At 41.4% G+C, this 20,785-nt stretch carries 15 protein-coding genes and 3 pseudogenes; 7 read left to right on the top strand and 11 right to left on the bottom strand.

Going from position 1 to position 20,785, the window contains the following annotated elements; all coding sequences use genetic code 11:
• Positions 1-182 precede the first annotated feature (182 nt).
• The 3 genes from V7K48_RS16250 to V7K48_RS16240 all read left to right on the top strand — a co-directional run bounded on the left by V7K48_RS16250 (position 183) and on the right by V7K48_RS16240 (position 1,088).
• Complete coding sequence (locus tag V7K48_RS16250) at positions 183-443, top strand: hypothetical protein (RefSeq protein ID WP_335074131.1); 261 nt, start codon at positions 183-185, stop codon at positions 441-443.
• Positions 440-847: a type II toxin-antitoxin system tRNA(fMet)-specific endonuclease VapC gene (vapC, locus tag V7K48_RS16245; protein ID WP_335074129.1), complete on the top strand. Its 408-nt coding sequence runs from the start codon at positions 440-442 to the stop codon at positions 845-847. Before V7K48_RS16250 ends, vapC begins: the two co-directional genes overlap by 4 nt.
• A gap of 91 nt (positions 848-938) precedes the next feature.
• Positions 939-1,088: a hypothetical protein gene (locus V7K48_RS16240; protein ID WP_335074127.1), complete on the top strand. Its 150-nt coding sequence runs from the start codon at positions 939-941 to the stop codon at positions 1,086-1,088.
• A gap of 569 nt (positions 1,089-1,657) precedes the next feature.
• Here V7K48_RS16240 and V7K48_RS16235 read toward each other — a convergent pair.
• The 3 genes from V7K48_RS16235 to V7K48_RS16225 form a co-directional block, all read right to left on the bottom strand.
• Positions 1,658-2,893, bottom strand: a complete 1,236-nt coding sequence (locus tag V7K48_RS16235) for an LL-diaminopimelate aminotransferase (RefSeq protein ID WP_335074125.1) — start codon at positions 2,891-2,893, stop codon at positions 1,658-1,660.
• Positions 2,894-3,040: 147 nt separating this feature from the next.
• Positions 3,041-4,393: an NAD(P)/FAD-dependent oxidoreductase gene (locus V7K48_RS16230; protein WP_335074123.1), complete on the bottom strand. Its 1,353-nt coding sequence runs from the start codon at positions 4,391-4,393 to the stop codon at positions 3,041-3,043.
• 234 nt (positions 4,394-4,627) lie between these two features.
• Positions 4,628-5,554 carry a DUF4349 domain-containing protein gene (locus V7K48_RS16225; RefSeq protein WP_335074121.1) on the bottom strand — a complete coding sequence of 309 codons (927 nt, stop codon included), beginning with the start codon at positions 5,552-5,554 and terminating at the stop codon, positions 4,628-4,630.
• A 217-nt stretch (positions 5,555-5,771) separates the two neighbouring features.
• Here V7K48_RS16225 and ilvC point away from each other — a divergent pair, with 217 nt between their 5' ends.
• Positions 5,772-6,785 (top strand): ketol-acid reductoisomerase, encoded by a 1,014-nt coding sequence (gene ilvC / locus V7K48_RS16220; protein ID WP_335074133.1) that lies wholly within the window; start codon positions 5,772-5,774, stop codon positions 6,783-6,785.
• A 630-nt stretch (positions 6,786-7,415) separates the two neighbouring features.
• Here ilvC and ovoA read toward each other — a convergent pair.
• The 3 genes from ovoA to V7K48_RS16205 form a co-directional block, all read right to left on the bottom strand.
• A complete protein-coding gene (ovoA, locus tag V7K48_RS16215; RefSeq protein WP_335074119.1) occupies positions 7,416-8,771 on the bottom strand; it encodes a 5-histidylcysteine sulfoxide synthase in 1,356 nt (451 codons plus the stop codon).
• A gap of 472 nt (positions 8,772-9,243) precedes the next feature.
• The gene (locus tag V7K48_RS16210; protein WP_335074117.1) at positions 9,244-11,400 is read right to left on the bottom strand and encodes a polyribonucleotide nucleotidyltransferase; all 2,157 of its coding nucleotides are present in this window, start codon (positions 11,398-11,400) and stop codon (positions 9,244-9,246) included.
• A gap of 101 nt (positions 11,401-11,501) precedes the next feature.
• On the bottom strand, positions 11,502-12,047 hold the full coding sequence (locus V7K48_RS16205; RefSeq protein ID WP_335074114.1) for a GNAT family N-acetyltransferase: 546 nt from the start codon (positions 12,045-12,047) through the stop codon (positions 11,502-11,504).
• A 143-nt stretch (positions 12,048-12,190) separates the two neighbouring features.
• Here V7K48_RS16205 and V7K48_RS16200 point away from each other — a divergent pair, with 143 nt between their 5' ends.
• The gene (locus V7K48_RS16200; protein ID WP_335074112.1) at positions 12,191-15,475 is read left to right on the top strand and encodes a DEAD/DEAH box helicase; all 3,285 of its coding nucleotides are present in this window, start codon (positions 12,191-12,193) and stop codon (positions 15,473-15,475) included.
• Positions 15,476-16,015: 540 nt separating this feature from the next.
• On the opposite strand, the gene V7K48_RS16195 is transcribed toward V7K48_RS16200, so the two are convergent.
• Positions 16,016-16,348 (bottom strand): hypothetical protein, encoded by a 333-nt coding sequence (locus tag V7K48_RS16195; RefSeq protein WP_335074110.1) that lies wholly within the window; start codon positions 16,346-16,348, stop codon positions 16,016-16,018.
• Positions 16,349-16,495: 147 nt separating this feature from the next.
• A pseudogene (locus V7K48_RS35040) lies at positions 16,496-16,612 on the bottom strand (metal ABC transporter substrate-binding protein); the annotation flags it as partial.
• 425 nt (positions 16,613-17,037) lie between these two features.
• Between V7K48_RS35040 and V7K48_RS16190 the strand changes: the two are divergent.
• Both V7K48_RS16190 and V7K48_RS16185 read left to right on the top strand, forming a co-directional pair.
• Positions 17,038-17,823: an HAD family hydrolase gene (locus V7K48_RS16190; protein ID WP_335074109.1), complete on the top strand. Its 786-nt coding sequence runs from the start codon at positions 17,038-17,040 to the stop codon at positions 17,821-17,823.
• Positions 17,824-18,222: 399 nt separating this feature from the next.
• Entirely contained in the window at positions 18,223-19,398 is a 1,176-nt protein-coding gene (locus V7K48_RS16185) for a DNA double-strand break repair nuclease NurA (RefSeq protein WP_335074107.1), read from the top strand.
• A 237-nt stretch (positions 19,399-19,635) separates the two neighbouring features.
• Here V7K48_RS16185 and V7K48_RS16180 read toward each other — a convergent pair.
• The 3 genes and pseudogenes from V7K48_RS16180 to V7K48_RS16170 all read right to left on the bottom strand — a co-directional run.
• Positions 19,636-20,082, bottom strand: a pseudogene (locus V7K48_RS16180) (transposase family protein); the annotation flags it as partial.
• Positions 20,083-20,303: 221 nt separating this feature from the next.
• Positions 20,304-20,507, bottom strand: a complete 204-nt coding sequence (locus V7K48_RS16175) for a hypothetical protein (RefSeq protein ID WP_442949444.1) — start codon at positions 20,505-20,507, stop codon at positions 20,304-20,306.
• A gap of 7 nt (positions 20,508-20,514) precedes the next feature.
• Positions 20,515-20,785, bottom strand: a pseudogene (locus V7K48_RS16170) (hypothetical protein); the annotation flags it as partial.

The raw sequence follows: 20,785 nt of genomic DNA, 5'->3' as shown, positions 1-20,785 counted from the left end.
TTGAGCAATTAAAGAATTTGTTAGACCGACTGCTCAATCAAGGTGAATTAATTATTAAATGGCAGCGTCAAGTCAAAAATAAAGGTAATGCTGTTGTAGCAAGTTAAATGTGGAACAGCTTATCAGACTTTAAGACCAAAGACTGAGATGCTATATTTAATCAAATACGATGAAGTTAGAGTATGCAAAGTATCAAAATACATTCTTATGTAAGTAACGATGGAATGTTACATTTAGATATCCCTGTAGAAATGAAAGAAACTGAATTTGAAGTTACGGTTACACTGAAACCTATAAAAAAACAAACTGCTTCTTCACAACAGGAAGAATTAAAGCAATTAGAATGGCATGAATTTATTGATAAGACTTATGGCTGTTTAGCAGATGATCCAATCATGAGACATCCTCAAGGAGAGTATGAACAACGAGAACTGATAGAATGATTTATCTGTTAGATACCAATGCTTGTATTATTTATCTTAATGGTAGAAATCTGAATTTACGGCGCAGACTAGAAAATCACTCAGATTTAGATATTGTTGTTTGTTCTACTGTTAAAGCTGAATTATTTTATGGGGCAAAAAGAAGTAATAATCCAGATCGTAATCTAACTTTACAAAAAGGATTTTTAAGTAGATTTACTTCTTTGCCGTTTGATGATATTGCAGCAGAAATATTTGGCGATATCCGCTCTCACCTGGCTAACTTGGGAACTCCTATTGGGCCTTATGATTTGCAAATTGCGGCGATTGCTTTGGCAAATAATCTGATTTTAGTAACTCATAATGTAGATGATTTTACCCGTGTGGAAGGGTTACAGCTTGAGGATTGGAAAGTAGAAGAATAAGTATTTTATCGTAATTATAGTTAAGAATTACCCATAGTAGACTACAATAAATAGTTTATTGCTTGTAGGGTAGCAATAAGAGATTTGACAAATGAAGAATCATGGATTTGGCAAACTAATTACTTTTCTAAATCAATTGGAACAAGAGAAAATTAGTTACACTCTAGCTCATCATTGGGATGAAACGATTATGGTAAATGTGGCGGTAGGCTGGAGAACGATGGGAAGCGGAATTTTTTGAGGATGGTTCGGTTGAGGTAGAACGATTTGTTAGTAGTGGAGAGATTAATGGGGAAGAGGTTTTTAGTGAGTTATTTGCTATGTATTCAGAGGAAGAAACTAATTCTGCCAAACTTGCCCAAAATGCTAAGTTGACAACCACGACGTGAAGGCGATCGCATTTTATCTCTCCTGGGATCAAACCTTTATTTAATATGTTTGTGCATAAAGTATTGATTATCAGTTAACTTGGAACAAAAAATTCTTTATATTTTTTGAAAAATTTATAGTTTTTGCAATTGCACGATCATAATTTCCGTTTACCTGACTATCAACAATTGTAGTAGTATTCAAGAAAGCCTATTTACATTTATCGTCTTTCGACAAAATACACAATTTTTAGTATAGCAAAGTACAAAAAAGTACGTAAAATTATAAGTGTAATCGTTGCAAACATAAATAAAAAACTATTTAACTCGGTATTTTTCTAACTTTTTCCTTTCAAAATTCAAAATTTATCAGGTTGCGGTGGAGAATACAGCCCACCGTAACCTTTAGACTAATAGATTGAGTTTAACAAAAGCGATCGCCTTACACCTTAAACTTCTCGGTAATCCGCTTCATCGCCTCTTCGACATTCTCCCGACTGTTAAACGCCGAAATGCGGAAGTAACCTTCACCCGCAGCACCGAAGCCAGAACCAGGTGTTCCGACAACGTTGACAGTTTGCAGCAGCTTATCAAAGAATTCCCAACTGGATAAACTATTAGGCGTTTTCACCCAGACGTAAGGTGCATTCACGCCACCATAAACTGATAATCCAGCAGCTGTGAGTTTCTCACGGATAATTTTGGCGTTTTCTAGATAGAAACTCACCAACCCCTTGATTTGTGCCTGTCCTTCTTCGGAGTAAACCGCTTCGGCTCCCCGTTGGACGATGTAAGATACGCCATTAAATTTGGTGGACTGGCGACGATTCCACAGTTTCCATAGTTCCACATCGGAACCATCGGCGGCTTTTCCTGTCAGTGTCTTTGGTACAACAGTTAACGCACAACGGGTTCCTGTAAAACCTGCGTTCTTAGAAAAAGACCGAAACTCGAGCGCAACTTCTCTTGCACCTTCAATTTCATAAATTGAGTGGGGAATTGATGGATCGGTAATATAAGCTTCGTAAGCTGCATCAAAGAAAATAATCGAGTTATTAGCTTTGGCATAGTCTACCCATGCTTTGAGATATTCTTTGGTAGCAGTTGCGCCAGTTGGGTTATTGGGAAAGCAGAGATAAATTAAATCGACTTTCTTTGAGGGAATTTCGGCAGTGAAGTTGTTTTCAGCAGTAATCGGCAGATAAACTAAGCCCTCAAATTCACCTTTATCGTTGGCATCCCCAGTATTTCCCACCATAACGTTAGTGTCTACATACACAGGGTAAACGGGGTCAGTAACGGCAATTATATTGTCATGACCAAAGATTTCCAGAATATTGCCTGTGTCGCACTTGGAACCATCAGAGATAAAGATTTCCGAAGCATCAATTTCGGCTCCCCGCGCTTGGAAATCTTGATCTGCAATTTTTTCTCGTAACCAAGCATAACCTTGCTCTGGGCCGTAGCCTTTGAAGGTATTGCGATCGCCCATTTCTTCCACAGCTTTAATCATAGCTGTGCGGCAAGCCTCCGGCAGAGGTTCGGTAACATCACCAATGCCCAGCCGGATCACCTTAGCATCAGGATTCGCTTCAGCAAAGGCATTCACCCGCCGAGCAATTTCTGGAAACAGATAACCCGCTTTCAGCTTCAGGTAGTTGTCGTTAATAGTTGCCATAGGTAAATATGAAAAACGCCCTCAAACAGCTTACTGCTAATTTATAAGGGCGATAGATAACTTTGTTGTGTTGCTAGGAGTGGGGAGACAAGGGGATAAGGGAAACTACTAAACCCAATGCCCAATGTCCCATAATCGACTAGATATTTATCGGCTGTTTATTATTTTCTGATGTGTAATAACTGTTGCGATCGCCAATTCGTGAGTGGGTGAGGATTCTTGTCCTGTAATCAATCTTGCTCCACGATTACGGGTGAAATAGTTCCATGCCCACTGAATCATTACTACTAATTTGTTGTTAAATTCAATTAAAAAGTAGATGTGAATCAATAGCCAAAACAGCCATGCAACAAAACCTTTCAGCTTGATAAAGCCCAAATCGACCACAGCAGAATTGTGCCCAATCATTGCCAAACTACCATGATCGGTATAAGCAAAGGGTGGCAAATTGTTACCTACAAGCCGCTTTTGGACTAGCGCTGCTACATACTCACCTTGTTGCTTTGCTACAGGTGCAACACCAGGTAGGGGTTTACCATTTTGATGAGAAAAATTTGCTAAGTCGCCAATTACAAAAATATTCGGATGTCCCTTAATACTTAAGTCAGGTTCGACAATAACGCGTCCAACGCGATCGCATTCGGCATCTGTGCGTTCTGCTAGTACTTTTCCCATTGCTGAAGCTTTCACACCTGCTGCCCATAATACTGTTTTTGAGGCAATTTCTTTAACTTCATCGCCTTGTTTGAGGGTAACAATATCATTTTCAATATTCGTTACCAGTGTTTTTGTCTGGACAATCACCCCCAACCGCGTCAAGGATGCTTCCGCTTCTTGTGATAACTCTGGTGCAAAGGGTGGCAGAATCCGATCCAAACCTTCTAATAGCAAAATTTTAGCTTCCGATGTGTCGATGCTGCGGAAATCTTCTGTGAGAGTTTGATTTGCTAATTCTGCGATCGCGCCAGCCAATTCTACACCAGTTGGGCCACCACCAACAATTACAAAGGTTAACCAAGCACGCCGTTTTTCTGGATCAGTTTCTTTTTCTGCGGCTTCAAACGCAGTAAAAATCCGGCTACGCATTTCTATGGCATCTTCTACGGTTTTCAAGCCTGGGGCGAATTCTTCCCAGTTATCTTTGCCAAAGTAGGAATGCTTCGCACCTGTAGCGACAATTAACGTATCGTAAGCTATTGCTTCGTCGCCCACGATCACTTTTTGTGTTTCTGGATCAATATTATTCACCTCTCCTAGCAGCACTTTCGTATTCTTGCTCTTGCTGAGTACAGAACGCAACGGTGAAGAAATATCAGCAGGAGACAAAGCACCCGTAGCAACTTGGTATAGGAGGGGTTGAAATAGATGAAAGTTACGTTTATCAATCAGAGTAACGTTTACTGCTGCCTTGGCGAGTGTTTTTGCCGCATACAGTCCACCAAAACCACCGCCAACAATAACTACTTGATGAGGTGGATTATTGTCAAGTGAATTTACCATAATAAATATTATCCTGTGTTCCGACTATTGTAACTATTCTTAACAAATTTGTATCAAAATTGTCATCATACATTTTGTATTGTTTTTTACATTTGATTGAAGATTAAAGTAATCAAAACGACAGAATAAACAGAACTTTTCAATATGGAGACTCAAATAATAAGATTTGGCAATATTTAAATTAATTTTTACTTATGTAAATTTATCAAAGGTAGATGTATTATTTATGTAAGCTCACTCAGAAGTAGTTGACTCTGGTATTTGTGTCAAACGTGGTGAATGAGTTCGCCGCCAACGACTAAAACCATAGACAAGAGCAACAAAAATTAACAAATAGGGACTGTAAACAATTAACCAAATACCCAGCTTGAGTAAGCCAACGGAAAATGCACTCAAAGAGTGGGTGGAGTTGTTCCAAGTTTCCTGAACTTGCAAACCAAAGGCAGGTTGGGGACTGGTGCTAGAAACTGCTGCTTCTAGGTTCAGCGTAATAGTGGAATAAGCAACTTGATTTTGTAGGCTTTTTAGTTGGGCATCAATTTGTTCTATGGTTTCTCGGACATTACTCAGTTCTTGGGCAACACTAAGCACATCTCTAACAGAACCTGCCCGATCCATAATTTTTTGCAAATTGGCTTCAGTTTTCTGTAAATTAGTTAATCTAGCTTGAAAATCCACCAGGCGATCGCCCACATCTTCCGCAGTGATATTGCGACTCTCAACAGTGCCCAATTTAGCTAGTTGTTCTAAAGTCGGTTCCAGCAGATTTTCTGGTATCCGCAATTGTATTGTTGCTGTGTAACGCGGGTTGTCGTTTTTGGGTTGTTGTTGTTTCAACCCGATCAAATCCCCTTGCTGTTTATTGATAATTTGCGAAACGGCATCAATAGTCTCATCTACAGAGTTGACAGTCAAAGAGATTGCTGCCTTTTTAATCAGTTGGGGACGAGAACGGGCTATTGGTGCAGCTTCCGCCTTTTGGGAAATACTACTTTCATTAGCAGGTGCAGTTGCTTGATTTGCCCTGCCATCAGCTGCAATTGGAGGTAAAGCCTGATTTGCTGACTGATGGGAAGAGGCACAACTGGTGAAAATCACCCCTCCTAATAACACACTTACAAATAAAGCAGATGTGTGCGGTAATTTACTCGAAGTGTACATAATCTACCCCTAGATGGATGAAGTTAACCCCAGTATTGCTCACGTAAAACTCAAAACCTGTATTGTTGCGATTTATGTAACAGAGATCAAGAGTGCTGAGTTTGGTAAAGTAAATCCCCATCCGTAACGTAATTACGAATTGTTAATGGTTCATAGTTCATCTGTAGTACTCAATTTGGGGTACAATCAAAAGCCTGTAAATTAATGACGACGCTTGCTGACAGGAGATGCTTCTATGGCCCGGATGTATTATGACGAAGATGCCAATTTAGACCTTTTGGCTGGAAAAACTATTGCTATTATCGGCTATGGTTCGCAAGGTCATGCCCACGCTCTCAATCTCAAAGATAGTGGTTTGAATGTGATTGTGGGATTATATCCGGGTAGTAAGTCAGTAGAAAAAGCTGAAGCAGCGGGGTTAACTGTGAAGAATGTTGCAGATGCTGCCAATGCTGCTGACTTCATCATGATTTTGTTACCTGATGAAGTCCAAAAAACGATTTACAAAAACGAGATTGAACCCAATTTAGAAGAAGGGAATGTGTTAGCTTTTGCCCACGGTTTCAATATTCACTTTGGGCAAATTGTACCACCAGCTAACGTAGATGTGGTGATGATAGCACCCAAAGGGCCAGGGCATATAGTCAGGCGGACTTATGAACAGGGTGAAGGTGTACCAGCGCTATTTGCAGTTTATCAAGATGCCAGTGGTCAGGCACGCGATCGCACGATGGCATACGCTAAAGGTATCGGTGGTAGCCGCGCTGGTGTTCTCGAAACTACTTTCCGCGAAGAAACCGAAACTGATTTATTTGGCGAACAAGCAGTATTGTGCGGTGGTTTGAGTGCTTTAATCAAAGCCGGATTTGAAACTTTGGTAGAAGCTGGTTATCAACCAGAATTGGCTTATTTTGAATGTCTCCATGAAGTCAAGCTGATTGTTGACTTGGTTGTAGAAGGCGGTTTAGCCAAAATGCGCGACAGCATTTCTAACACAGCTGAATATGGCGATTATACCCGTGGCCCGCGGATTGTCACCGAACAAACCAAAGCTGAAATGCAGAAGATTCTCAGCGAAATTCAATCTGGACAATTTGCACGAGAATTTGTTCTGGAAAACCAAGCTGGTAAACCAGGATTTACCGCTTTGCGTCGCAATGAAGCTGAACACAAAATTGAGGAAGTTGGCAAAGATTTACGCTCTATGTTTAGCTGGTTGAAAAAAGCTTAAGCAAAAAGAAGAGTCAAAGGACTAAAGTCGTGGCTACTCCAAGAAAGCTTGGTTATCGAGCTTGCGCTCTTGTTAGCGCGGCACACAGGCTGGGAAAATTTAGATTAAAAAAAGTGTAGTGATACAGGACTTACGCAAAATCATGATAGAACGAACCGCATTCGCGCAGCGTCTCGTAGAGAAGGACGCATTCGCGTAGCATCTCGTAGAGAAGGACACAAAGGAATAAGAGTTTCAGAGAGTTATTGCGTAAGTCCTGTGATATTTTGCCCAGGAAGATCCCCCCAACCCCCCTTAAAAAGGGGGCTTAATTCCTTTCAAGGGTAGGTATTTAGGTTTCCGAGAAATAATTGAGAACATTTCCAATTATTGAACGTAGTTTTAAGGTTTCAGACGATCATTTTGGTTCTAAAACCCCAAAAATTGGTCTAATCTGAAAAACCTACCTGATGAGAGGGACTTAATTCCCTCCTTTTTGAGGAAGGTTAGGGAGGATCAAGCGTTAACCCAAGCGTTTAAGTGCAGTTTTCTTTGTTGATTGTGGATTCATCAAAACTATAGTTTATTTTGCACTAGCTATATTCAATATTCAATGTATTCAGTTCATTCACTGAGTCTTTTTGTGCCTTTCTACACTTTCAAATCTTGGGCAATTCTAAAACCGGCGTGTTGATAAAAGTAGGGACGAAACCAGTTGCGATAGGTTGGTAATGTCATTGAACCATTAGTAGCCCAAGAACCGCCGAGCATCATCTGATGTTTATCATTAAAGAAGGGTGCTGCTTGATCTTCGTAAAGCGGATGAGGTTCAAATCCTGGTAGGGCGTTGAAAGTGTCCCCCAACCATTCCCAGACGTTTCCTCTAAGATCATAAAGCCCACAAGCGCTATTAGCTGGTTTGAACATTCCCACTGGGCTGGGGGAAATGAATTGTAAGTTGAGATTAGAGTTAGTTGATAAGTGGTTATCCTTACAGGTAAGTAAAGCTTGATTCCATTCGGCTTCACTCATCAAGCGGATTTCTGAACCTTGAGAGCGACAAAATGCGATCGCTTCGTAGTAATTGACTTCCACAGGCCAGTCTAGGGGTAAGTCTATCTCGTCGAATGTGGCTCGATAGCGGTAGCCATCCTGGAAGGGTATCCAGAATTTGGGATGTTGGACATTGTAGAGTTGCTTCCAATCCCAAGATTCAGCACTCCAGTAGTCTGGATTATTGTAACCACCAGCTTGAACAAATTTCAGATATTCTCCGTTAGTGATTAGATATTGACTAGCTAAAAACGGTTTTACTTTAACAGTGCGATCGCCATATTCGCTATCCCAACCATAGGTAAGATCATCCTTGGGTTTTCCTAATTTCACCACACCACCTAGAACCCGGCGCATTTCATTCTTAGGAATGTTCCCCTTGCTAGGTGCATAATTCCAGCCTTGGGGACGTTCTAGGCAATCAGTAGGCAATTGACGCACCAGCATCGAAGAGGTTTCAAAGTGAATGCGACTATGTTCTATTCCCATCAGCAAAGCCCAGAAGGGATGCTGTTGATGAATCGGGAGAGCCAGGGAAGTATTTTGAATCACCTTTGTAATAGCTTCTCGTGCCTTCTCTCGATATTGCCAAACTTTTTCTACATCAGGCCAGCTAACTCCTTGCATCGCTGCGTTGAGTTCTGTCGGTGTTTCTGGATTAACTCCGATTTCAAATAGGATTTCATATTGGGAATTAATTCCAGCTTTGATTAAACCAACTCTAATTAACTTGTTGATGAAAAAAACAGCTGAGTGACCAAGATAAAAAATTAGACGGTTTCTTAAAGGATCAGGGTTAAAATAAAAAGTTTCTTCCCTGACCAAACTTTTCATGAGTGTTTCTTCAAGCTCCCAAGAATTTTGAAAGTAGTTGAGCAGGCTTTGTGAACTGCAATCATTCAGTGTGGGGACTTGAGTCGATGTCAGTTTATTTATCGTTGAAACTAAAGCCATGATATTTTTGACAGGAGACTAATTGCACAAATTACATAAATTATGACTGATTACAAGAAAAAGTGTTTTTGATCACATTTTTTCTGTGTCGCCATGATCGGGCAATTTGCTCAATTTGTAAATAGACAAAGAATGTATTTTTAAATACTTTAACTACGGGTTGCCAGAATAATATAAATAATGAATTAGCGTTGAATTAGTTGTTTTAACTGAGTTTCAGATGATATCCCCATTAGGAGAAGTGGTTATAGAAAGTCTGGTTTATCTCTTTAATATACGGAACCATACTATTTGTTTCCATCCCCGTTAGGGGAAATGGTTATGGAAAGTCAAACCCGACTGCAACCGCTGCATAAAGCGGGGTAAGTTTATCTAGAGCAGTTCGGCAACTAATTAGAGAAGCATACGGCGATGCCTTCACAGTAGGCATCGCGGATTTTAGATTTTATCTTATCTAAAATCCCAAATCGAGTTACCGATTCACCGCCGCAGCTTCCCGTGCTGCTGTTGCTTGATCTGGGTGGATACCCAAGCGCGTGAGATTAATCCGACCTTTGTTATCAATTTCGCGCACTTTGATAATCACTTCATCGCCTACTGCTACTTCATCCTCAACTTTGCCAACGCGGTAGTCAGCAAGTTGTGAGATGTGGATCATCCCTTCTTTTCCAGGCAGAAATTCCACAAATGCACCTATCGGTATAATCCGAGTGATGCGTCCTGCATAGACATCCCCTTCGTGCAGCTTGCGGGTCATGCCTTGGATGATGTTTTTGGCTCTCTTGGCCTTGTTCTCATCTACAGCAGAAATTGTCACAGTGCCATCATCCTCGATGTCAATTTTAGCACCTGTTTCCTCTGTAATTCCCTTAATAGTCTTGCCTCCAGGCCCGATGACCAGACCAATCATGTCTGAATCAATCTTGATTGTTAACAGACGTGGGGCATAGGGTGAGGTTTCAGTCCGGGGCACGTCAATGCAGGCGAGCATTTTCTCCAGAATGTGCAACCGGGCTGATTTGGCTTGGTGGACGGCTTGGGAAATAACGTCCAACGACAAACCGGAGATTTTCATATCCATTTGCAAGGCGGTAATTCCGGTATCCGTCCCAGCAACTTTGAAGTCCATGTCGCCCAAAAAGTCTTCAATGCCCTGAATATCGGTCAGGATTCGCACTTCGTCCCCATCCTTAATCAGACCCATTGCTGCGCCACTGACGGGTTTGAGAATTGGCACGCCAGCATCCATCAAGGCGAGGGTGGAACCGCAGACTGAACCCATTGAGGTGGAACCGTTGGAAGAAAGTACTTCCGATACGATCCGAATCACGTAGGGAAATTGTTCCTTTGACGGTAGCACAGGTAGGAGCGATCGCTCTGCTAACGCGCCGTGACCAATTTCGCGCCTTCCTGGGGCCCGCATTGGCTTGGTTTCCCCGACAGAGAAAGGCGGGAAGTTGTAATGATGCAGATAACGTTTGTGTTGATCTAGCTGCATGTCATCGTTGAGGTTTTGGGCATCCCCCGGTGTACCCAGAGTACAGGTGGATAATACCTGAGTTAATTCCCGGTTAAATAAACCGCTGCCGTGGACTCGCTTTGGTAAAACATCAACTAAACAAGAAACACGACGCACTTCATCGAGTTTACGGCCATCAACACGAACGTTATCTTCGACGATTTGCCGCCGCATGAAGTATTTGGTAATATCTTTAAAAGTGTTACCAAGTGCCTTGCTATTTGCGGTTGCGGCAACTCGAATTGGGTCTTCTTGTGGCAGTTCTGTAATCGTCGTGGCAATTTCATCCTTGACGACATCTAAAGCTGCATCACGTTCGGGTTTGGTGAAATGAAATTGAGACAGGATTTTCTTAATCTGGCTACTAGCGCGATCGCGGATATAATTTTCTAGCGTCTGGTCTACTTCTGGTGGTGCTTCTTGCACCAGTTGCAGTCCCAGTTCTGCTAATAAATCTTGCTGCGCTTTGATTAAGTCCCGCACTGCTTCGTAACCAAAGTCAATCGCCTCAATAATATCTCGCTCTGGCAACTGATTGGCTCCGGCCTCTACCATGATCACACCATGCGGTGAACCTGCTACTACCAGATCCAAGTCTCCAGCTTCAATTTCTGCATAGGTGGGGTTAATAATGAAATCATCTCCCACCAAACCAACCCGCACTGCTGCCATTGGCCCATTAAAAGGAATCTGGGCAATTAAAGTAGCGATCGAAGCACCTGTAACTGCTAGCACATCGGGAGGCACTAATTCGTCCATCGACAGCGTTAAGGCAATAATTTGCAGGTCATCCCGTAGCCATGAGGGGAACAGGGGACGCATGGGACGGTCTATAAGACGGCTGGTGAGAATTGTTTTTTCTGGTGGGCGACCTTCTCGGCGCATGATCCCTCCGGGAATCCTACCAGCGGCATATAGCCTTTCTTCATAATCTACTGTGAGGGGAAGAAAATCAATGCCTTCTCTGGCTTGCGATCGCGTAGCCGTCACTAAAACGGATGTATCCCCTGATTCTATCAAAACCGACCCACCAGCCTGGGGAGCTAGTAAGCCTACTTTCAGTCGAATATCCCTTCCATCGAAGGATATTGACTTGTCAACTTCTGTCATTCAGTTTTTTTTCCTTCTCTTTCGCTATTCTCTTTCTGTGGCAATCCTAACATTTATGCCTTATGGCTGACTTCTGGTACATACAAAGATAAATAAGTCGTTCAATGCAAAGCGCGATACATCATCAACGCGTCTACCACCTGTTCATCACCTAGCTTTGCTGCACGCGGAATCCGCCCAATAATCTCAAATCCTAACGACTGCCAAAGTGTAATTGAAGGTATATTAGTTTCAAAGACCAAATTGAACATTACTGCTTCGTAGCCCAGGTTTGCTGCTATCAAGAGCATAGCCTCTCCCATGAACCGCCCGATCCCCTGACCGCGTAACCCAGCTTGTACAATAAAACCAGCGTTGCAAATATGGCTACATCGACCGGGAAAATTTGGTTTTAAATAAAACGCCCCTAATATTTCTTTTGGCTTGTGTATAGCATCCTGAACAGATGCTCTGACAACAAAGGCATCCTTACTTAACCAGTAAGCTGAAAATTCTACCTGAGATAGAGGTTGCTTTTGGGGATAAGTTCTACCTTCAACAATTACAACATTGAGTAATGCTCTTACAACCTCCTGTTCTTGAGGATGCATATAATCTAGTTCAACTATTATCCCGCTTTTTAAAACTTGAGCAAAGGGGAAATCCATTAATTAATAATGTTTCTAGAGATTGATTGCTGAAATATTTATTATATGCAACATTTGCCGGAAAAATATTTGAATAAAATCTAAAAAGTAGAATATTGGCAATTTGAATTCTGGAATTTTGCGAAAATCTGAGTAGCTAGCAAATGGCAATTTTACACGGAAATTGGTTACTAAATAATCAAAATGGTTGCTTATTTATTTGGGGAGAAACTTGGCGATCGCCACGAGGGAATTTTGAGTCTAATGGATCTGGAGATATCCTAGTACATCCCTTGGCAATGACATCAGTCGAGTTGAGTGAGTGGTTGGTTTCCCAGAAGATGCCGATTACCAACTTCATTCAAAAATCTCAAGTTGCGATGCTTGCGACGGGCAAAGCCATCGCGACTACTGGACGAACACGTAAATCCGCCAGTACCAATGACATCAGTTTACCAACGTATTCGCAAATCATTGCCCTACCAACTTATATCCCCGAAGACAGTGCAGAGGGAACATCTGCGATTTTCCCCGTACATTCTGCCAGCTTGGGACTAGACACAGACTCTCCGCAATATTTGCAACCGTGGCTAGTTGAGGGTTTTTGTCTTAACCCTAACGAAGCGGTAAAATTTCTCGCTGCTATTCCTCTAAATGCTGCTAAAGGGGAAGATGCCTTTTTAGGAGGAGATTTACGTTTTTGGTCGCAAGTTGCCCGCTGGAGTTTAGATTTAATCTCGCGGTGTAAGTTTTTACCAAGAATTGACCGACAATCAGATGATACGTTTGCTGCTAAATGGCAAGTACTTCTAGATAGTGCTGTAGATGGAACTCGCCTAGAAAAATTTTCTGCGGATATGCCTTTAGTTTGTCGCACCTATCAGGAGGGACTGGGGACTGGGGAGGAGTTTTCCCAATCCTTATTCTATGTGGACTTACCGTCCGAACCTCAAGAATTATTGCTGGGATTTCTCAACAGTACGATAGATGCCCAAGTGCGAGAAATGGTAGGTTCTCAACTTCCCATTGAAGCTAAAGCGATGTCTACGACGGGCAGCGCCTACGCATCTTTACCATCTGCGGTGCAACAGTGGTTGCAAGCCTTAATTAGTGCATCTAGTACAGTCAATGCAGATGCAATTGAAGTGGAACGACTGGAAGCGGCACTGAAGGCTTGGACTATGCCGCTACAATACCAATTAACTCTTAAAACTTTATTTCGTACCTGTTTTCAATTGCGTTCTCCAGAGTTTGGCGAAACAGATTGGACATTGGCGTATTTCCTGCAAGCGGCTGATCATCCTGAGTTTTTGGTGGATGCGGCAACTATTTGGAACAATCCAGTTGAACAATTGGTTTATGAAAATCGGACAATTGAGCAACCACAAGAAACATTTTTGCGAGGCTTGGGGCTAGCTTCCCGATTATATCCAGCGATCGCACCCAGTTTTGAAACCGAATATCCCCAATCTTGTCGTCTCACCCCCATCCAAGCCTATGAGTTTATCAAGGCTGTAGCTTGGAGGTTGGAAGACAGTGGTTTGGGAGTAATTTTGCCTGCCAGTTTGGCAAACCGCGAAGGATGGGCGAACCGTTTGGGTTTAAAAATTACTGCCGAAACCCCAAAGAAAAAGCAGGGACGTTTAGGGTTGCAGAGTCTACTAAATTTCCAATGGCAATTGGCTATTGGTGGACAGACTATTTCCAAAGGTGAGTTTGATAAACTTGTGGCTTTAAACAGTCCACTGGTGGAAATTAACGGCGAGTGGGTAGAATTACGACCCCAAGACATCAAGACAGCCCAAACTTTTTTTACCACTCGCAAAGACCAAATGGCACTTTCCTTGGAAGATGCCTTGCGTTTCAGTACAGGGGATACCCAGGTAATAGAAAAATTACCAGTGGTTAGCTTTGAGGCTTCTGGGGCATTGCAAGAGTTGATTGGGGCGCTAACAAATAATCAGGCGATCGCACCTTTGCCTACACCAACAGGCTTTCAAGGACAGTTGCGACCTTATCAAGAACGAGGCGCAGCTTGGCTGTCCTTCTTAGAACGTTGGGGCTTGGGTGCGTGTCTCGCAGACGATATGGGACTCGGTAAAACTATTCAGTTCATTGCTTTTTTGCTACATCTCAAAGAACAGGATGCGCTAGAAAATCCAACCCTACTAGTTTGTCCAACTTCTGTTTTAGGCAACTGGGAAAGGGAAGTCAATAAATTTGCACCAAGCCTGAAAATTTTGCAATATCATGGTGACAAACGCCCAAAAGGTAAAGCGTTTTTAGAAGCAGTGAAAAATCACGATCTAATTGTTACCAGCTACTCACTTCTTCATCGAGATATTAAGTCATTGGAAAGTGTATCTTGGCAGATAATTGTTTTAGATGAAGCCCAGAATGTGAAAAATCCGGAGGCGAAGCAGTCAAAAGCAGTGCGGCAATTATCAGCTACATTTCGGATTGCATTGACGGGGACACCAGTAGAAAACAGACTGCAAGAACTATGGTCTATTTTGGATTTTCTGAATCCTGGGTATTTAGGCAATAAGCAATTTTTCCAGCGTCGATTTGCCATGCCAATTGAAAAGTATGGGGATACGGCTTCTTTGACTCAGTTACGTTCATTAGTTCAACCATTTATACTGCGGCGATTGAAAAGCGATCGCGAAATTATTCAAGATTTACCAGATAAGCAAGAAATGACCGTATTTTGCGGTCTGACTAGCGAACAAGCTGCACTTTATCAACAAGTTGTAGAACAATCTTTAGCAGAGATTGAATCTGCTGAAGGATTGCAACGTCGGGGGATGATTTTGGCTTTACTGATTAAACTAAAACAAATCTGTAATCACCCAGCACAATACTTGAAACAGGCAACTTTAGAGCAACATAATTCAGCTAAACTTCTGCGGCTAGAAGAAATGTTAGAAGAAGTTTTAGCAGAAGGCGACCACGCTCTAATCTTTACACAATTTGCTGAGTGGGGTAAATTACTTAAACCCTTTTTAGAAAAACAGCTTGGACGAGAAATATTCTTTTTATATGGTAGCACCAGTAAAAAACAACGAGAGGAAATGATCGACCGTTTCCAACACGATCCTCAAGGTCCCCCAATTATGATTCTTTCTCTGAAAGCGGGTGGAGTAGGACTGAATTTAACACGAGCAAATCATGTATTCCACTTTGATAGATGGTGGAATCCAGCCGTAGAAAATCAAGCCACAGATAGAGTATTTCGGATTGGTCAAACCCGCAATGTCCAAGTACATAAATTTGTTTGTACTGGTACTTTAGAAGAAAAAATTCATGATATGATTGAAAGTAAGAAACAATTGGCTGAACAAGTTGTAGGTGCAGGTGAAGAATGGTTGACTGAACTGGATACAGACCAACTTCGCAACTTACTAATCCTTGATCGTAGTGCAGTAATTGACGAAGATACAGAATAAGTTCGTAGTAAAGACTTAGTCCTTGAAATTAAGCGATAAATCGTTCACTACGAACCTCACAAAATTAATCAGATAAACTACGATGTTCGCGGTGTGTCAATAGGAGGGTCAAATGTTCTCAAGTTTTGTGCCCACTATTGGATCCCAGAAACAACGCCTAAAAAAATTTGGTTGTCTTTGCGATCGCAGTTTTGTTTCTTGTATGCTACATCCTTACGTAATAACTGTGCTAATTGCAACAAGCCTATTACATCATTGAAGTTTCCTTATTGTTCCTACTGTTATTAAGTGAACTATTAAAAGTTTCTCAAAAATAATTTAAAAAAAAATCATCTTTCATTGAGATTCAGTGCTCATTTTTATCTCAACAGACTTGAAGAACAGAAAATCGCTTATCCATGTACCGTCCATCCTGGGCGTATTCCTAGATTTTGATTATATTATTATATAGACTAACTTGACCAAAGAATACAGATACGGGGAGGCAAAGAAACAACTCTCAGTATCCCTCTGTCCCCGTGTATCTTAAATGAATGACTACTACCAAATCCGATTTCCATTTTCGTCAACTCGCGCTTGCCGAATTACGTCAGAAATCTCTTCAGCATCTTTAACGTGGTGGAGTGCTTTCTTTTCACCGTCCGGTTCATCTACAACGAAGTAAGTTGGGACTGTGATTTTGTCGCCTGTAATGTCTGGTACGTCATCCACAGCCACCTGTTGAGCCTTTTCTTCAACAGATTCAGACTCATCAGCGATTCTATCTCCTGGATTCGCTGTTAAGTTTTTTTCATTGACGTTCGGTTCTTCACGTAAATGTGTATCTTCACTCACTGGTTGATTAATTTGATTTTCTTGATTCTTATCACTCATGGCTTTTTCAGATATTGAGAAATGTAGCGTAGCTTCATCAATGAATATTCTAAAAAATTAAAGATACAAAGAGTTCTTTCTCTGGAGAGACTTTGAGAAGAGATTAGAGAGGAACACGTCTTAGGTTAGATATTTGCTCTGATAAATTTACTTCTTTGGGTAAAAGGGCATATATTTTCTTCCCAATGCTTCAATAATGCTGCGGGTATTCGCTTTCATCATTTTGATATCGGAATTTCCTTCGCTTCCCTTAGCACCAATTGCTACAAAGATTTTACAGCTTCTCCTACAGCTAACTTCCGTGCCTTACCACTGCATAAGTCAATCAAGATCCCTCTCCAAACCTCTCTCCGCTTCGAGGAGAGGCTTAATTTCCGTGATATTTGGATGTAAATTTAAGGTAACTAAATCTTTTCTGGAGATGTCTAATACGATTCTCAGAGTCGAGTCGTTCATGGTCTAGTGAAGCGTTTTTTACCACTAATCACTGTAGGAGTCAAGCAAAATCAAGTTCGTTTAGTTAATTACAAACCTGCTGTAGATCCTCATTAACCTACTAGTATTAATCAGATTGGACAATGCCACCATACTTTTTGAGCAAGTTATAAACTATAAAAGACTAACAAAAATTACTGCATAATTTGAATTTGTCGGGTAAGCTGACAACAGCAGTTTTAATCCTCAAAACAATGACCACAAGTAGTCCCACGATTTTAGCCCTAGACTTTGATGGAGTGATTTGCGACGGACTAATTGAATATTTTGAGGTTGCATGGCGCACCTACTGTGATATTTGGTTGCCTGCTAACGACACACCACCAGATGATTTAGCTTTGAGATTCTATCGCCTGCGACCTGTAATTGAAACAGGTTGGGAAATGCCCGTTTTAATCAAAGCGTTGGTAGATGGAATTTCTGATGAAAAGATTCTTCATGAATGGGTAAGCATCGCCCCACAACTTTTATTAGATGACAAGCTACAAGCAAAAGAAATTGGCGTGAAACTAGACAAGCAACGAGATGAATGGATTACTACTGATTTAGATGGGTGGTTAAGTCTGCATAGATTTTATCCTGGTGTAATAGAAAAAATAAAATTAACTCTTGGCAGTGAAATTAAGCTATACATTGTGACAACTAAAGAAGGGCGTTTTGTACAGCAGTTGTTGCAACAAGAAGGAGTGAATTTACCAGCATCAGCGATTTTTGGTAAAGAAGTCAAGCGTCCCAAATTTGAAATTCTGCGAGAATTAATTCAACCAGCAGATAAAAAGCCAGTTAGTCTCTGGTTTGTAGAAGACAGACTCAAGACATTGCAGTTAGTCCAACAGCAAGCAGACCTTGAAAATGTGAAACTCTTCCTTGCAGACTGGGGCTATAATACTCAAGCAGAACGGGAAACGGCCCAAAATGATCGGCGAATTCAGTTGTTATCACAGTCTAAATTTGCAAAAGATTTCTCTGCTTGGCTTTAATATATTAAATATATTGCAATAATCTCTCACCCAAAAAGTGCTTGTCATTGTCAAGATATTTGTAACAGTCAAATTGTTGCCTTTACTGATATCCCGCCCGGAACTTAAGTTCTGGGCTAATAGGCCAAATCCACGCAAATAGACTTAAATCAACCAAGCAGAATATTTAAAAGATGTACGGAAATAACAATAGACATCTAATGAAATTAAATATGCGTTATCCAGAATCGTTGTAAAGATGCGAAATTGGACTGCCTTCTGTACGAGATGCTGCACGAACACCCCGCTGCACTAACGCGTCTCTACATTCTTTTCCAGAGATGTCTAATAATTAAAAATTAGAAGCTTCCGTCCTTCCATTTCAGTGAAATAATAACTCTTCCATCTTCACTTACCTTTATGCTTGACCTCACAAAACTGGCGCGACAAATGCAGGGTTTAAGTCAGCATCTTACCTTAGAAGCTGCTGCTAGTCGCCAGCGTTTAGAATTAGCGCAACAACATCTCAAAAATGCTTACGAGTGTCAACAAGATTTAATTGATCGCCAGGAAAAATGGCGCGATCGCATTCTCTTTGCTAATGCTACGCCAATTGAGCCGTTAGAAACCTGTATTGACATCCCAGTTCCTCCAAAAATTCATACTGTCATCGCTACCGATGGTTCACAAATTGCCCCCAACCATCACGAAATTGCTTACTGTTATCTCCTAAATATTGGTAGAGTCGTCTTGCACTACGGACAAAATCGCCATCCGCTACTTGATAGTTTGCCAGAAGTATTTTATCGCCCAGAAGATTTATATATGTCTCGGCAGTGGGGAATTAGAACTGAGGAATGGATGAGTTTTCGCCGCACTGCATCAGAAACAACAGTGTTAGCAGAACTTGCATGTGCGACGAAGGGAGAAGCGCCAGCACTAGCGATGGTAGATGGTTCCTTAATTTACTGGTTTTTAGAACAATTGCCGATGGATGCACGCGATCGCATTTTACCTCCGATCCTCAAAGCTTGGCAGCAGATGCGGGATGCTCAAATTCCCCTGATCGGCTATCTCAGCGCCTCTCGCAGCATTGAAACAATAAACTTTTTACGGTTGTTGGCTTGTCCTCATCCAGTGCCAGACTGTAAAAGTCATTGCCCAAATCAGCTAGAAAAAGTACCTTGTAAAATTTTTGAACAGTTGCGAGATACTTCTGTTTGGGCAACCCGACTCAAACCAGGACAACGCAGTACCCTGTGGCGCAGTAATTCCCCCATTCTTGAACTCTACGGAGACCAAACCATTTACTTTTGCTACGTCCATGTTGGTACCGAAATCGCCCGGATCGAAGTTCCGGCATGGGTAGCGGATAATGCAACCATGTTAGACCAAGCATTGGGACTAATGCTGGCACAAGTGCAAAAAGGATATGGCTACCCTGTAGCGATCGCAGAAGCGCATAATCAAGCAGTGGTAAAAGGTGGCGATAAAGCACGTTTCTTTGCCCTCCTTGAACAACAAATGATTAAAGCTGGTCTGAAAAATGTGGGAACTTCCTACAAAGAAGCCAGAAAGCGAGGCAGTATTGCGTGAAGGAGGCAGGAGGCAGAAGTTATGAATTAAGATTCTTGACTGAAAAAGCTGCCATAAATTATACTTATCCGCAAACGCGAAATGCTTAGTATACAATGGTTTTAACGATTCTAGCGCAAGTGTGATCGTCAGCACTTAATGGACGGAAGAATCAGACTTTGGGGAATAAATCGAGTTAAATCATCAGTTCTGAGCGTAAAGATAGGAAAAATAGAATTTTATTTTTCTCAGTTAAACTTAAATGTTAACAGATAAAAAATATGAGCAATTAAGTCGCAATCTTACAAGCCCACAAACTGCCATTATTACCTGGCTATAGCGATGACAAGATAAACGAAATCTCTCGCTCGCTACTCGAAATATTTTCACTCGGCATATCATATGCTCAACGCTAATTCTGCGTGACGATAATTGTTTATTCTCTTCTTTATGTAGTTGTGAAATCTCTGAGTTCTTTGGTTTCTTATATGGTGTATTAATTGTATTTTCTCCGATATAAGCTTTATCACTGATAAATTTTTGTTCAGCATCGAATTTATACCGTGTTCCTCTAAATAAACCTATATCACTTGTTGTACCTAATTGCCCAACACATATATCAACAATATCTTCACTATTCGGTAGCACAATAAATTGGCTTTTTAGAGTATGCATTTTTTTCTTTCCCAAATAGTATTTTTTCTGCCTTTGATAGTCTACAGGTCAAGGCAATAGCTTGCTCTGGGCTATCCACCACAATTAATTCATATTCACCAAGCATTCGATGCAACTCTTGATATTTTTGACTGTCTTCTTTTACTTCTTCTATTTGAGATACTGGTAAGACTTTTCTGAGGATTTATACCCAATAATTAAATGTATCATTAGCTTTTGTTTCAGAAATATCAAAGAGTAAGTCTAATATTTCAAAAATTGTTCGGATTGCCACCGTCGATATAACCTTGGTTAAAACTTGTTTCATCCGCTCCAACTACGTTTGAGCGCTGGACGTCAAGTTTTGCTTTATCCACACAATTTGCGACAGCATCGCTTGCTTCAATTCGGAGTGGGTTTACGGTTCCCAATGACATTGAAATGCCAAACAAGTCAGCCAAAGCGCTTTGCACCATGCGTTGACTATTGCGGTACACTCCACTTAACAGCGCTACCATTGCAACAACTTTTACTCCGTACCCACTTAGGTTTACGTAGTCGGGCAATTTTGCACGAGTATTCGTACCGCATTGCTGTACAAGTCAATTGGTGCAAACGATGTTTAATAACCTGAAGTTCAATCGGCGGAATCTCAACTATCACCTGCTCTAAAGTTTCCGTCTCAACCTCTATAGTCAAGGGATAAGGAATCTGAGAACGAATACGAGTAACAGCTTCTGCAATTCCCCCAGCT

Origin of the sequence: Nostoc sp. (assembly GCF_036919615.1) — a bacterium.
GTDB lineage: Bacteria > Cyanobacteriota > Cyanobacteriia > Cyanobacteriales > Nostocaceae > Nostoc.
Note: the sequence above shows the minus strand (reverse complement) of the source record. Positions and strands in the feature narration are given on the sequence as shown.